The following is a 14,434-nucleotide window of genomic DNA, read 5'->3' on the forward strand; positions in this document are numbered from 1 at the left end:
TGATTACTGATTACTCATCACGGCATAAGCACAGACATCAATACAAAATACGGAAGCCAACATCAATAGCTTTTCTTCAACCCAATCCCTGCGGTGTTCGTATGATTTACCAGTAAATTTATCTTCGCCACAGAGAAATGCGCGCCTGACGCAACGGGAGATACAGTGATAATATTTGGTGTCGGTTAAACTGATTTGTCTTTTACGGGCGGTCGCCATAGTTTTGCTTCCTCAATCCATTGAGTGCAGAATTAAAGCTTAGGCGGTATCTTAGGAAGGTGCAAATTAGTGGTGGGTGTCTGGTTTAAATAGGTGGGTGTCTGGTTTAAATAGTTGTCTGGTTTAAATAGTTGGAGCATTGCGCAGTGCTTAAACCAAAACACAACGCAACAATTATACAAGTCTGTAGTTACTTTTAAGATTTGCTTTCGCATTTTATCGTCTCTTCCCCAAGACGATAGGTATTATTTATCAGCATATAAGACCCCGAAAGAACTGCGGTAGTAGGAACGAGTATTGGCGTTAAAATAATTCCACTCACGGAATAATACGTATTAGTTTCGTCTGCGACATCTACTATCTTTAGGGTTTTTCTATCCGATGAAATCTCGCACTTGTTGGTGTGACCAGTATCTTGAACAGGCATTACTACACAAGCGCTGAGTGAGATTATCGGTAACATAATCAGTCTGTTTAATTTCATCACCTTTCCTYGAATTCAGTTTGCAATACTTTTATGACGTAACTCTTAGACATATCCACCCTTTGAAGGTTCCCTGTGCTTCACGCTTAAACTGCACCAAACTGGTATTGCTCTCCACAGTTTTCAGTCTTGATCCAAGAGCTATTGTGGCTCAATAAATCCGAGGTACCTCTTTTAAAATGAAGTACCCAATACTGATAAGTTGAGCCGAGGTTTTAAGGTTTACCAAGATTTTGTTCGTAGACCTTAAGTGCGTGTTCTAAATCTTCTATCAAGTCTTCTACGTCTTCAAGACCTATGTGAAGGCGGATAACGGGACCAAGTGTCCAACCTGTGGCTGATCGCAAATGCTCCATGGTTTTATTGGCTGTAACCAAACTCTCGTATCCCCCCCATGAAAAGCCCATTTTAAAATGGGATAAGGCATCCAAGAAACGATTAATCGCTTTTTGGCTACCTTCTTTCATTACAATTGAAAATAAACCATTACTGCCATCAAAGTCGCGCTTGAAAAACTCATGACCGGGGCAAGTTTCAAAAGCTGGGTGTCTAACGTGATCGACAAGTGGATGTGCGTCAAGCCATTTGGCCACAGTCATTGCCGACTGTTCATGTTGTTTTAATCTCGCGGGCATAGTGCGTAATCCACGCAGCGCTAAATAAGCATCATCTGCGGAGGTACATTGCCCCAATAAATAAGAGTGTTCTCTCAATTCGGGCCAATAACGCTCGTTTGCAACGGCTACGCCCATCATTACATCCGAATGTCCAACAATATATTTTGTTGCTGCTTGAATACTAATATCAACACCGTGATCAAGTGGCCTAAACTGCCAGCCATTACCCCACGTATTATCAAGCATAGTGATAACGCCACGGCGCTTTGCAACTTCAACCATCGCTGGCACATCTTGTACTTCCATCGTGATTGAACCTGGAGACTCTAAGAACAACACTTTGGTATTGTCTTGAATTAACGCGTCAATACCAGCGCCAATCATTGGATCATAGTAGGTGGTCTCTATTCCGTAACCCTTCAGTAACTTGTCACAGAGATCTCTGGTGGGTTCATAAGCAGTATCCACCATCAGTAGATGGTCTCCGGCTTTCAAGAACGACAAGAGCGATTGTGCAATTGCTGCTGCCCCACACGGGTACAAGGCACAACCCGCGCCATTTTCAAGCTCTGCAATGGCATCTTGCAAAGCAAAATGGGTGTTGGTGCCTCGCCGACCATAAAACAGTGTACGATGGCCACGACCTTTTATTGCTTCTTGCATTTCAGCAACGCTTTCAAACACTACAGTCGAAGCGCGCTGAACGACTGGATTTACCACCCCTGCTGTATATTCTGCTTTTCTTCCAGCAGCAACAATTTTTGTATGCTTTTTCATAATTACTCTTCTGGTTGTGCACGCCAGTATTCAACTAAATATCTGGAGATAGAGTCTTCTCTGGTCAGTTTATAGCCGGGCTTGGTATCGCCCCACTCTGAAAATGTATTAATCTCCGCCCGTGAAAACCATCTAGCCTGCTCAAGCTCATCTTGCTCAACAAAGATTTCTGTGGTTTTCGCTTTTGCGATAAATCCGAGCATAAGTGAAGACGGAAATGGCCATGGCTGCGAGGCAATATAAGTGGCATCGTATGCTTCAACTCCCGCTTCTTCCATCACTTCCCTTATTACTGCTTGCTCTAAAGTCTCCCCCGGATCAACAAACCCCGCCAGTGTTGAAAATACGCCCTCAGGCCAAATGGCCTGACGACCCAATAAGCAGCGTTCAATACCATCGGGGAATACATGCGTTACAAGCATGATAACGGCAGGATCTGTACGGGGAAACGTCATATGTCGACATTCTGGATTCACACAGCGCCTTGCATGACCTGCTTCAACCATTTTATTAGGTTGTCCACAGCGCCCACAAAAACAGTGGGTTTTATGCCAGTAACATAAGCCCCGAGCGAGCACTCCTATCGAGCCTTGCTGTTTTGGCAAATTGCGACCTACCTGACGCATGTCGATAAACTCAGACTCAGCATCAATAAAAGAAAGTTTGTCTCGTTGCTTAGAAACATCAAGAGCAAAGTAACTGTGCGATTCATCACGACCTAAAAATATCGCATCTTGAAGTGCTAAGTCGGAAACATCTGCTCGAGAAAGATAATATAATTCGTTAGCTTGAATGTGCACTAAATTTGCGTCGTCTTGAATTAATAGCCAGCGACTCTTATCGCCCATTTGGGACAATAACCAATTTTTATCTTTTCGTTCGTTAGATGCTCTGTCTAATGTCATTTGAGTGTAATACAACAAGCCCCTATTCCCTCATTTCTCGGACCAAATTAGCCATCTCTTAGAGAGATTAAAACTAACACAGCGCAAAGATGCTGGCAAAAAAAAAGCCCATAAATGGGCTTTCGAAAACTACAGTGTGATTTCACACTACAGAGAGGCAAGATAATCCAGCAACTTTTGATTCTCGTTTTCAATATGCTTATAAAACTCAATGTCTTTTAGCTTAGATGCCGCAGCTTCATCAATAACGATCACTGCATCTCGGTGCATTTGTAGCGCTGAGGCCGGACATGCGGCAGTTAACGGCCCCTCTACCATCGCAACAACCGCATCAGCTTTGTTTTCACCGGTTGCTAGCAACACTACCTTTTTAGCATCTAAAATAGTGCCAATACCCATTGTGATGGATAAATGTGGCTGGTACTCATCAGCTTTAAAAAATCGTGCATTATCATCAATTGTTGCTTTCGTTAGGGTCTTTACGCGAGTACGTGAAGTTAATCCTGACGATGGCTCATTAAAACCAATGTGGCCATTTCTGCCAATGCCCAAAAGCTGTACATCAATTCCACCAGCTGACTTAATACGCGCTTCATACTCGCCGCACGCCGTAATTGGATTTTTTGCGTCACCTGGGGGAACGTGCGTATTACTTTTATCAATATTGATATGGTCAAACAGCTGCTGCTGCATAAAATATCGATAACTTTGTGGATGTGAGCCATCTAAACCTAAATATTCATCTAGGTTAAAACTGGTAACTTCAGCAAAACTAATTTCATTTGCTTGATTACGCTTAATTAATTCTTGATACAAAGCAACTGGTGTTGAACCAGTTGCTAATCCCAACACAGAGTTAGCTTTACGCTTTAGTTGCGTTGTAAAAATGTCTGCACCATATGCTGCCACTTCGGTAGCGTCTTTTAAAATGACTACTTGCATACGATTAACCAAATGTTGAGATGATTAGAATAAAATGGGATCTGAACCCTGTCTCGCGTGCAATCAAGACAAGGCCAGATCGAACCTAATTGGGATACACAGCATTAGGTTATTACCATTATGACAACGCTGTCATTATTATCAGAAATAATTCTCTTGTAAAGCAAAAGTGAAAAAAAACATGGATATTTTTTACGCTATATATTCAGCAGGTATAAAAAAGCCCACAATAGTGGGCACTTTTACTAATTAACCTGAGCTGCTGATAACCACCGAGGGCCGCTATACACTTACAAAAATGCGGCGTTTATACATCCAGTGAAGCACCAGAAGCTGCACTGCCAATAACGCAAAAACAGCCATTAGCGGCTGCCATGCAGCTGGTACAGCAGTAATAATCCCACCAAACACACTCTTACTAATAAAGCTCCAGTCCACTAAACTCGACGCCAAATAAATAATAATAGAGTTGGCTCCAATAATAACAAAGGGATACGCCCAGCGCTGAAAATTCAGTATATCTACAACCGCATAAAATACTGCTAACAGGATCGCGCTCCAGCCCACGGTTACGAGCACAAATGAACTCGTCCACAACTCTTTATTAACAGGAAACTGCATATCCCAAATCCAACCTAGTGCTAACGCAACGATCCCAGAGCCTGCTAGAATAGCTACCGTTTTCCACTCACCTTGAGTGTGTGCATTAGCAATTGCACGACCTGCAAATACCCCTGCGATAGCATTAACGATGGCAGGTAAACTAGATAGCACACCTTCTGGGTCAATCGGACGATTTTGATAACTGATCCCTGGAAGTAGATACGTGTCGATAAACGCATTCCAACTACCCACACCGTTTGCACTTAAGTCGCCGGCTTGTCCACCGGGGACAGGAATGAAGCAAAGCAAAATCCAATAGAATAACAATATACCAATACCTACATAGGCCAATGTTCGCAAGCTAGTGTGCCAAACCAGTAAAGCACAAAAGAACCAAGCAAACGCGATCCGACCTAAGACACTCGCGTAACGAACACTTTCTGGATCCATTGGGATCCCCGTACCCCAACCATGATTATATAGCACGCCAAAACCACACAGTAATAAGAGGCGCTTCAGTGCTTTGATATAAAACGGTTGACGCTCTTTAAAAGGTAGATGATCAATACGCTTGGGCGATAAGCCCATTGCTACACCTGATAAAAAGATAAATAGTGGAAAGATAAGATCATAAAAAGTAAAACCATGCCAGGGGCTGTGGATCGTATGTGCTTCGAAAGCTTTCCACCCTTGCCATCCGGTCAATACAAATAGTGCAGCAAAAATTGACTGGCCACCTAAGATCCAGAACATATCCATGCCACGCAAGGCGTCTAAAGACGCAAGTCGCTTTGGTTTATTATTAGTTGCCATGGTTATTTATCCGTTTTAAAACATAATGATAGGTAGTTCAATCAAACTAACCGACTGACTGTAAAGTGTATTCACAATGCGTGTAATCGCTATCCCACCATAAAGTAAATCGAAGCGATACCAATAGTTATCTTAGTTAAGCTTACTATTTTGAGACGAAAAGAACTTGTCTATAACTAAGCAAAAATCTTGCTATTTAGTTGTTCTAGATAAGAAGTTTTAACGAAGTTAGCGACCGATTTACGTCTGCAAACTTAGTAAGTATTAAGACTAATTGGTTTACCAGCTCTAGTTATTGAACCATCCATATCGAATATCGGCTAAACACAAAAAACAAAGCCCCGCGATACAGCTGCGGGGTTTTATCAGGGAAATCTACAAGGTCATTTCGACCATGAATCATTTACAGAACAGTTATATCACCTGCCCTGCGATATAGGTCTGCTCAACAAGCAAGTTACGCCTGTCGAGTACCACAAAGTCGGCATCAGCACCCGATCTTAGATGCCCTTTTTGAGATAAACCAAGATACTGTGCAGGGTATAGGGAAGCCATACGTAAACTCTCAGCTAGGCTCACGTTAAGCGTATTGACAGTATTGCGTACCGCACTTGCCATATCTAATACGCTGCCTGCAAGCTCTCCTGTTGTTGAGTTTAAACGATCGCCTGTACGGATCACTTTCCTACCATCAAAAAAGTCAAACTCGGTGTCATCTGTACCAACAGGTGGCATAGCATCTGTCACAAGCATTACTTTACCGCGCTGCTTAGTACGAATGGCAAGCTGTGCGGACAATGGGTGCACATGATGACCATCAACAATCAAGCCACACCAGCTATTGTCATCCCATAGCGCCGCTCCAACAACACCAGGTTCGCGTGAGGTAAATGCGGACATTGCATTAAAAAGGTGAGTAAATCCATCTACACCAACGTTAAGTGCTGCATTTGCTGTTTCGTAATCTGCATTTGAATGCCCAATACACACTTTTACGCCAAGTGCAATCAAACGTTCAATGTCGCTAAGAGGAACAGTTTCAGGTGCCAAAGTAACCATCTTGATCCCTAAATCTTGACGGCCGTATACGGCAAATTCTTCCTCTGAAATTGGCCGAATAAACTGTTCGCTATGAGTGCCTTTTTTAGGGTGGGACAAATGAGGCCCTTCAAAGTGGATCCCAAGTACTCCTGGTTGACCCGCTGCAATAGCCTGTGCAGTGGCGTCGGCGGCTTGCTGCATCACTTCGATTCTATCTGTGATAAGTGTAGGCACCAACCCTGTAGAGCCGAATTTCCCATGTGCCCTGACTATTTTTTCTAGACACTCTGTGGATTGCTCTGCATTAAAAAATGCGCCACCACCACCGTTAACTTGAACATCAATAAAACCAGGTACAACTAGTCCCGATAATGTCAAAGCATCGGTCACCTGCGATTCATTAGCATGTTCAATTCGACCGTTATTTACACTGAAGTAAACATCTTTCCTAAAACTTTCGCCATCAAAAAGCTCTGGAGCAAAGTAACATTGAGTCGTCATTAGTTCGCCTTTTGTAATTCTTGACCTGCACTTTGAATAGCAAAGTAAATAGCCCCCATTTCAGGCGGCTGCTTAGGTAGCTGGACTTGCTTTGCGATTTCTGGGTCAAGCCAAGCTTGTAATGGTTCAGATAACCCACCGATCATAGACAATCTGGGTGGATTCAGTTCAAGCAGACGCTTCGCCAAGCGGCTGATATATCCTGCGCCAGACTTCACTATTGAAAGTGCGATGTCATCGTTTTGTTTAGCCTGATCTAACACATATCGGGCAAGTTTTGCATAACCACTTGAAGGTTGCCCTGCCATTTGCTCAGCAATTCCCATCGCATCTTTAGCACTGAAATGATCTAACAATACTTGGCTCAACGTTGTTTTCTCACCTAGTCCATCAAGATCAAGTAAGGCAGCTTTAACTGCTTCTAGCCCCATCCATGCGCCACTGCCCATATCGCCTTGAGCAAAACCATGTCCACCATAGTTGACTGTTTTGCCATTGACCAAAGCAAAACCACAAGAACCGGTCCCCGTAATAATGACCGCACCATCACTACCTTCATGTGCCCCAATACATGCAGTATGTAAATCGGTGGTAAGAAACATCTGTTTAAATGGATGTTCCCACTGCATAATCTTGTCATACAACAGCGGCAAGTTAACACCTGCGAGACCAAGGCCGGCATTAAGTTCATGAACCTGCTCAACACGAAGTCCCGCATCTTGTAATGCCATTTGAGTCGATACCATAATAGATTCAAGTGTGCGCTCTAATCCATGTAAGGGATTAGCAGGGCCTCCCAGACCGGTACCCAAAATGCCATGTTGAAGAGAATAAATAGTTGCACGGCACTTTGTTCCACCACCATCGACACCGATGTATAGTTGGTCTTGGTTAACCTGTTTAGCCATCATGTAAAGACCCCTACTCTATTCTGGATTACACCACGTTATTATTTTCGTTAGACGCGGTTTTTTATTCATGTTGAATTGATGTTACACAACAAATGACAGCGTTGTCATTATTTTTTTCAAGAAATTTATTCATTTTGAAAAAATGAATATTGCATAGTTTGAGCAAATTGTCAGGGAAAAACAGCAAAAATTACAGAAATAATATAACCGAGGATGAGAAATTAGAGAAAGAAATGAGTTCAGCCTTTCGAGTAAAAAACCAAAGTGGCACTAGGCAAAGCTAGCACCACTGAGTAGTGTTACGCTCAAAACAGAGGTTATTTAACACCTAGCTCTTTCAAACGTTCTTGTAAGTAACTATCAGCCGTGTATCGTTCTGACAACACTACATCTGGTCTTGGGTGCAAGAACAGTGGCAGTGAAATACGTGACTTAGTCGATGCTTTGCCTGTTGGATTGATCACTCGGTGAATAGTAGAAGGGAAATACCCGCCAGATGCTTCTTGTAGCATATCACCAATGTTAATGATCAATGAACCAAAATCACATGGCACATCTAACCAACTACCATCTTGTCTTTGTACCTGTAGACCTGGCTCATTTGCTGCAGGAAGCACAGTTAATAGATTAATGTCTCCATGAGCGGCTGCACGAATAGCACCAGGCTCTTCGTCACCTGTCATTGGCGGATAATGAAGAATACGCAATAACGTTTGCTCTGATTGACTGATCATGTCTTTTAGATCAATCGAAAACTTTGCTCTTACTTCTTCTGGTGCCTCTGATTGAACCCAGCTTAATAACGTTTGGGCAAACTCATTCGCCAAACGATAATATTCACGGATCTCAGATTCTAATTGAGCTGGTACTTGACCTTTTGGATATACATGAAAGTATTCTTTAATATCTTTCACGGTAAAGCCTTTTGCTACTTCTGACACCTCTGGTGGAAAGTAACCGTCTTGTGTTTCTTTATTAAAAAGAAATTGATGCTTTTCTTCTGAATTAAAAAATTCTTGCCAATTTTTGTAGATTGACTCAACCAACTCTTGAGGGATTGGATGATTCTTTAATACACCAAAACCGGTATTTCTTAATGACTCTACAAATTCTTTCGCAGCATTTGGCGATTGATAGTCTACGGTAGGTAACTGTTGCATAATGGTTCCACCAAAATTATTAGTAATTCATGGTTATTTACCTAAACACATTGTTTCGGTAAATAACTCACTTCCCGTGTCATCTCAACACTGCGTACCTAGTAGAAGGTAAGGCGTATGTTATCGGGTCTGTTAACCTAGGGGTTTATGCTTGAGGGGTAAATCAAATCTTACCTCTCAAAACAGCAACAGCAAAGGCTAAAAAAGCCCTTATACGATCGTGTTGTCGATAATTCTTAGATAAGTCAGTGACGCTAATTCAATACATAGCAGGTGACTTTTCCAGATTACGTTTTAACAGCGAGCGAGCTTATTGAATTAGCGGCAATGACATAAGGACTTATGTCCGCTTTTCCTAATAGAGCTCACTACTTTGACACAGATCAATCACAATCAGGTGCACTAACCGGAATACGGATCCGCCACTCCAATCCTAGTGGAGTATTATCTACGTCAAATTCGCCTTGTAACGCCCCTGAAATCAAGTTAGCAGTTAAATTGGCGCTCAATCCAACATGTCCAGCGTTACCTCGTTTTGTCGTAATAAAAGGTTTAAGGAGTTCAGTTGTTGAAATACCTTTTAGGCCCACGCCGTAGTCAACATAAGAGATATGAAGCAGTTCGCCAAGGTGTTGACAGCTAATTGTGACGTTATGTTCAGGTGAACACCACGCGTGTGCTATCGAGTTTTCAATTAGATTCTCAAACACTTCAAGTAACGCCTGACCATCAAGATATAAATTAGCTACGATTTCTGTAATAAATTCGATTTTAACATTCTGTTTCGAAAAACTGTTGTGTAAGCGGTTCTCAATATCAAACAGCTTTGTAGGCGCACGAACACAGTCCCTTTCTGATTGCGATATTGATTTTAGTAGGCTGACAAATTTTGCTACTTTCTCTAAATTGCGTATACACAACTCGCAACTTTCTTTCATTTGCTCAAAACCATCAACTAAATGTGCTTGTGTCAGCGTTTGTGATGTCAATGCTTGTTGTAAGTTTTGTGCTATCTCTTTTAAATAGCTAGACGAGGTAATACTTGTGCCAAGTGGTGTGTTGAGTTCATGTGCAATACCTATCATCATCTGATTAATAGTGTTCGATAGCTGTTGTTTAACCGCTAATTTTTGCGCCTCAATCAATTTAAATTGGGTGTTAACTCGCGCTATGATCTCACTTGGCTTGTACGGCTTGGTGATGTAATCCACGCCACCTACGGAAAGTGCTTGAACTAAACTCTCACTGTCTTCGTAAGCGCTAACAAAGACAACTGGAATGCCGGCTGTCACTGCGTTCGATTTCAACGTTTTACAGAGCTCGATGCCAGACATATTTGGCATTTTAATGTCGGTGACTATTAAGGCTGGATGATGTTTCTTAACGATGCTGAGGGCAATATCTCCGCCCCTTGCCGCTAGCACTTTAAACCCCTCTTTACGGAGAATAAGTTGTAATACTTGGAGGTTTTCCGGCATATCATCAACAATTAAAATATCAGCCATTCACGTTACCCACTCCCTGAACAGGACACTTTTAACAGCATAGCTTGAGAAATCATATATCGCGACTATGGTTAAATATAAATTCACGCATAAATAATAGCTTATGTCTTCAAAAGCGTTACTAAGTTGGATCGCCCTATTCGCTTTGTTAGGCGTACTTGGCGGCGCAGCTTTGCTCTTTCACGCCACTACATCACAGCGCTTGATTGCAAACGATTTGAGGACTTCCTATCAAAACCATTTATCGCTAGAGATGTACGTAAAAGAACGGGATACAAAATGGCTAGATAATCTGAAATTTCCAAAAAGGCCCCCTACGCCTTTTATGCTGGATCAGCTATACGAAGCACAAAAAAGTTTAGCTTCTCACTTCGCTTCTGATCCTCAGGCACAACTTAGCTTCCCTGAGACATATAGACTCGCCATAGACAAGCTGCCGATATTGGCAAACACTGAGATTGAAAAAGTACATAATCAACAACTTCAATTACTGATTGCCGTCTCGTTAACTATCTTTTTTGTTGCCGCCTGTTTAGCGGCTTTTATTTGGCATATGAGAGCCAAGCATTTTTCCCCGTTATACAGCATAATCAGAAGCTTACAAAACCAATCCGAACGTCCTGATACACTTGATTTGGCCTTCTCCAAAGGAGATGCTGAAATCCAAGAACTGATCCGTTCGATTCATCAGACTACCGCTACACAAAATCAAAAGTTACGTTCAGCTGCAATAATCGAAAGGTATAATAGAGAACTAAAATCAATCACAGGCTCAAGCGCAATTGTTGAGCACGCGCTCTCATTTATTGCCAACGAGTTTAATTCACCTTGTACTGCTTTATATATACACCAAGATGCTCAAACCTTTTCTTTGTGCCGTGCACATGGAGTTACGCTGGATTATTCTGTAATTGAATCAAGTTTAACTCAGTGTGCCTATCAAAACACATCTCAAATACTTATCGAGCCGTTGTGGCTTAAAGCAAAGCATCTTGAGATAAAAATACAAGGGCGCTATACCTTGCCGTTGACAATAAATAACCAAGTTGTTTATGTGATTTTTATCGGTAGTGCAGAGACGTTAAGTGAGAGTCAATTTGATGCTTTGGAGTATCTCTGTAAAGACTTAAGTTTGGCTTTGGTCATTAACGAAAATATGGAGAAACAACAAAAAACAGAGTCCGCCTTGGGCGAGCAGCTAGAACTCACTCATCACATCATAAATGCCATCCCAAACCCCACATACTACCGTTCTACTGAAGGTGTATTTATGGGTATTAACAAAGCATTTTTAACTCTCCTTGACCAATTTGAAGTTGATGTTATTGGTGCCAGGATAGACGAAGTGTTTGATTTAGGGGTAGCTAGTTTATTTGAATCGAAAGCCGCTGAAATCATTCGTTCATCACACGAGCAAACCTATGAAGTGTTATTACTAGATGGTCAAGAAAACGCGCGCGAATTAATCGTATACGAAGCGCCATTTTTCAATGAGGATGGCGATGTAATAGGTATCGTGGGTATGTACTTAGATGTTTCAGAGCGTAATCAATTACAGCGTGAGCTCATTGAAGCAAAAGACTCTGCACAACATTCAGCAAAAGCAAAAAGCGAGTTCTTGGCAAATATGAGCCATGAAATAAGAACACCGATGAATGCAATTATAGGGATGTCCCATTTGGCATTATCGGGCGAATTAAGCGCAAAACAGCATGATTATATCTCTAAAATAGATGTTGCCGCTAAACAGCTACTGCGGCTTATTAACGACATTCTAGATTTCTCAAAAATAGAGGCAGGTAAAGTAGAACTAGAATACCAAGCTTTTTCAACTGAAAAATTACTCGATAGCGTTGCCACTATTATCGGCGTAAAAGCACAAGAGAAACAACTAGAGTTAGTTTTTGATGTCGACCCTCAAGTGCCTTATTGTGTCATTGGCGACCAATTTAGATTAAGCCAAGTCCTTATCAACCTCGCAGGAAATGCTGTCAAGTTTACCGACAAAGGTGAAGTGGTGATCCGAGTAACTTTGGTGAGTTGCACCACTACGCTTGCCAAAATGAAGTTCAGTGTTAAAGACTCTGGTATTGGGATGAACAAACGCCAGCAGAGAAACTTATTCCAATCATTTTCTCAAGCCGATAATTCAATTACGAGGAAATATGGTGGTACTGGTTTAGGCCTAACTATTTCACAACAACTAGTCAAACTCATGGGAGGAGAGATCTACGTAGAAAGTGAAGAAGGTATTGGCTCCGAGTTCTATTTTACCCTAGAAATGGAGATTAGCGATGAGATTAATAAAACAAAACCCCTCTCTAACTACTTATCAAAATCAACAGCCATCATCATCGATGACAACCAACATGCACTAGATGTGTTAGGCGGTATGCTGAAAAACTTTGGAATGCAGATCAGTGCTTACCAAGATCCCAATAAAGCGCTAAACCACTTTATACTAACCAAGGAGCAGCCGGACCTTATTTTTGTTGACTGGCACATGCCAAAATTAGATGGTATAGAATTAATTAGTAAAATTCACTCTCAACTTGTTGAGTTAAAGAGTAAAATAATCTTGGTCACGGCTTACGGACGAGAATTGCACCTGACAGACACCCAGGCAAGTTTAGTTGATGGCGTGTTATTGAAGCCAATAAATCCATCAAACCTTATCGATATCATACAAACAGCACTTTTTGGTTCAACCACAGTAAGGGGAAACGTTGTCGAAAAAGCGCAATCCATACCTAATGATGCGTTACAGGGAATTGTGATTTTAGTCGCCGAAGACCAACCTGTAAATCAAGAAATTGCAGTTGAAATACTGTCAAATTTTGGTGCAGATGTCGTAGTTGCGGATAATGGCAAAGAAGCGATTGAGCGACTCAAAAGCAAGCACATTAATATTGTGCTAATGGATATGCAAATGCCAATAATGGATGGTATCACTGCTACGCAAAAGATCAGAAAAGAGTATGATAAAGACACCTTACCTGTGCTGGCGATGACGGCAAATGCAATGGAAGAGGACATACAAATTTGTATTGATGCTGGAATGAATGATCACGTAACTAAACCCATTGACGTGAAGCAATTAGTAGAGCGTATTTTACAATACACACAAGTCAACCACTCGCTACCACCACTTGAGCCAGACGATCTACAAAACGACATCGTGACCACGACATCAACTTTGATATCAGAGGAAACTATTGAGTTTAACGGTATTGATATTTCAGAAGGTATTGCCCGTGCTGCCGGAAATCAAAAAGTTTATTTTGATATTCTTGAAAAGTTTCTTTCACAGCAAGTTGAAGAGCTCATCAACTTAAAACAAGCATTGGCAATAGAAAATTTGGAACTTGCACAAAGTATGCTTCACGCCTTAAAAGGCGCGAGTGCTAATTTATCTATTGTAAAATTAGTCACTGAATTCAAAAAAATTGAATCCTCACTTGATATTAACCCACCTAAAGCACAAGAAATAGATGAGCTTATCAAGTACGTAAAATATGCGCTGGGGCAATGTCAGTTACGTCGCAAGCAAGATAAAGTAATAGAATCGGAGGCCAGTAACAGCGTGACGAAGAGCGAGAATAGCCAGCTAGAGGAGCTAATACAATTGGCTAGAGCACTGAGAGATTACGATACCCAAGCGACTGAGTTAGTCGATACCATAACGGCCAGTAGCTATTTATCGGAGGCAGAGTTACAGAAGCTAAAAACGGCTATTGCACGCTTCGAGTTTAATGAGGCATACATGATGTTAACGTCAATAAAGCGTGTTGAGGAAGCTAAAGACTTAAATATCGATAAGGGCTCCGTCCACTAATTCAACAATCCAATTATTACTTCTGCGCACTCTACTGCATTAAGCCAAACAAGGGAGAAAACTGAAAAAGGCTAAAGACTTACTACTTCAGCCTAAGGCACAGCAAACAGTACATCTGCCA

General features: G+C 41.7%; 9 protein-coding genes and 1 pseudogene. 1 reads left to right on the forward strand and 9 read right to left on the reverse strand.

Annotation, left to right across the window (positions count from 1 at the left end; translation table 11 throughout):
* Positions 1–9 precede the first annotated feature (9 nt).
* The 9 genes and pseudogenes from EAG18_RS14970 to EAG18_RS15015 form a co-directional block, all read right to left on the reverse strand.
* Positions 10–219: pseudogene (locus tag EAG18_RS14970) on the reverse strand (transposase); the annotation flags it as partial.
* Between the two features lie 699 nt (positions 220–918).
* On the reverse strand, positions 919–2,097 hold the full coding sequence (locus EAG18_RS14980) for a cystathionine beta-lyase (protein ID WP_125253190.1): 1,179 nt from the start codon (positions 2,095–2,097) through the stop codon (positions 919–921).
* Positions 2,098–2,099: 2 nt separating this feature from the next.
* The gene (gene nudC / locus EAG18_RS14985; protein ID WP_125253237.1) at positions 2,100–3,002 is read right to left on the reverse strand and encodes an NAD(+) diphosphatase; all 903 of its coding nucleotides are present in this window, start codon (positions 3,000–3,002) and stop codon (positions 2,100–2,102) included.
* A 147-nt stretch (positions 3,003–3,149) separates the two neighbouring features.
* The gene (gene nagB, locus EAG18_RS14990) at positions 3,150–3,944 is read right to left on the reverse strand and encodes a glucosamine-6-phosphate deaminase (RefSeq protein WP_125253191.1); all 795 of its coding nucleotides are present in this window, start codon (positions 3,942–3,944) and stop codon (positions 3,150–3,152) included.
* Positions 3,945–4,226: 282 nt separating this feature from the next.
* On the reverse strand, positions 4,227–5,360 hold the full coding sequence (locus tag EAG18_RS14995) for a DUF5009 domain-containing protein (RefSeq protein WP_125253192.1): 1,134 nt from the start codon (positions 5,358–5,360) through the stop codon (positions 4,227–4,229).
* Positions 5,361–5,774: 414 nt separating this feature from the next.
* Positions 5,775–6,902, reverse strand: a complete 1,128-nt coding sequence (gene nagA, locus EAG18_RS15000; RefSeq protein WP_125253193.1) for an N-acetylglucosamine-6-phosphate deacetylase — start codon at positions 6,900–6,902, stop codon at positions 5,775–5,777.
* On the reverse strand, positions 6,902–7,813 hold the full coding sequence (locus EAG18_RS15005) for a BadF/BadG/BcrA/BcrD ATPase family protein (protein ID WP_125253194.1): 912 nt from the start codon (positions 7,811–7,813) through the stop codon (positions 6,902–6,904). Before EAG18_RS15005 ends, nagA begins: the two co-directional genes overlap by 1 nt.
* A 317-nt stretch (positions 7,814–8,130) precedes the next feature.
* Complete coding sequence (locus EAG18_RS15010) at positions 8,131–8,973, reverse strand: 2OG-Fe(II) oxygenase family protein (protein WP_125253195.1); 843 nt, start codon at positions 8,971–8,973, stop codon at positions 8,131–8,133.
* A gap of 383 nt (positions 8,974–9,356) precedes the next feature.
* Positions 9,357–10,478: a hybrid sensor histidine kinase/response regulator gene (locus tag EAG18_RS15015; RefSeq protein WP_125253196.1), complete on the reverse strand. Its 1,122-nt coding sequence runs from the start codon at positions 10,476–10,478 to the stop codon at positions 9,357–9,359.
* A 103-nt stretch (positions 10,479–10,581) separates the two neighbouring features.
* Here EAG18_RS15015 and EAG18_RS15020 point away from each other — a divergent pair, with 103 nt between their 5' ends.
* Complete coding sequence (locus EAG18_RS15020; protein WP_125253197.1) at positions 10,582–14,313, forward strand: response regulator; 3,732 nt, start codon at positions 10,582–10,584, stop codon at positions 14,311–14,313.
* The last annotated feature ends 121 nt before the right edge of the window (positions 14,314–14,434 follow it).

The sequence above is a fragment of the Pseudoalteromonas sp. J010 genome (genome assembly GCF_003934235.1).
GTDB lineage: Bacteria > Pseudomonadota > Gammaproteobacteria > Enterobacterales > Alteromonadaceae > Pseudoalteromonas > Pseudoalteromonas peptidolytica.

Coding starts and splice junctions, on each gene's coding strand:
- EAG18_RS14980 (WP_125253190.1), bottom strand. CDS start 2,097: ATGAAAAAGCATACAAAAATTGTTGCTGCTGGAAGAAAAGCAGAATAT.
- nudC (WP_125253237.1), bottom strand. CDS start 3,002: ATGACATTAGACAGAGCATCTAACGAACGAAAAGATAAAAATTGGTTA.
- nagB (WP_125253191.1), bottom strand. CDS start 3,944: ATGCAAGTAGTCATTTTAAAAGACGCTACCGAAGTGGCAGCATATGGT.
- EAG18_RS14995 (WP_125253192.1), bottom strand. CDS start 5,360: ATGGCAACTAATAATAAACCAAAGCGACTTGCGTCTTTAGACGCCTTG.
- nagA (WP_125253193.1), bottom strand. CDS start 6,902: ATGACGACTCAATGTTACTTTGCTCCAGAGCTTTTTGATGGCGAAAGT.
- EAG18_RS15005 (WP_125253194.1), bottom strand. CDS start 7,813: ATGATGGCTAAACAGGTTAACCAAGACCAACTATACATCGGTGTCGAT.
- EAG18_RS15010 (WP_125253195.1), bottom strand. CDS start 8,973: ATGCAACAGTTACCTACCGTAGACTATCAATCGCCAAATGCTGCGAAA.
- EAG18_RS15015 (WP_125253196.1), bottom strand. CDS start 10,478: ATGGCTGATATTTTAATTGTTGATGATATGCCGGAAAACCTCCAAGTA.
- EAG18_RS15020 (WP_125253197.1), top strand. CDS start 10,582: ATGTCTTCAAAAGCGTTACTAAGTTGGATCGCCCTATTCGCTTTGTTA.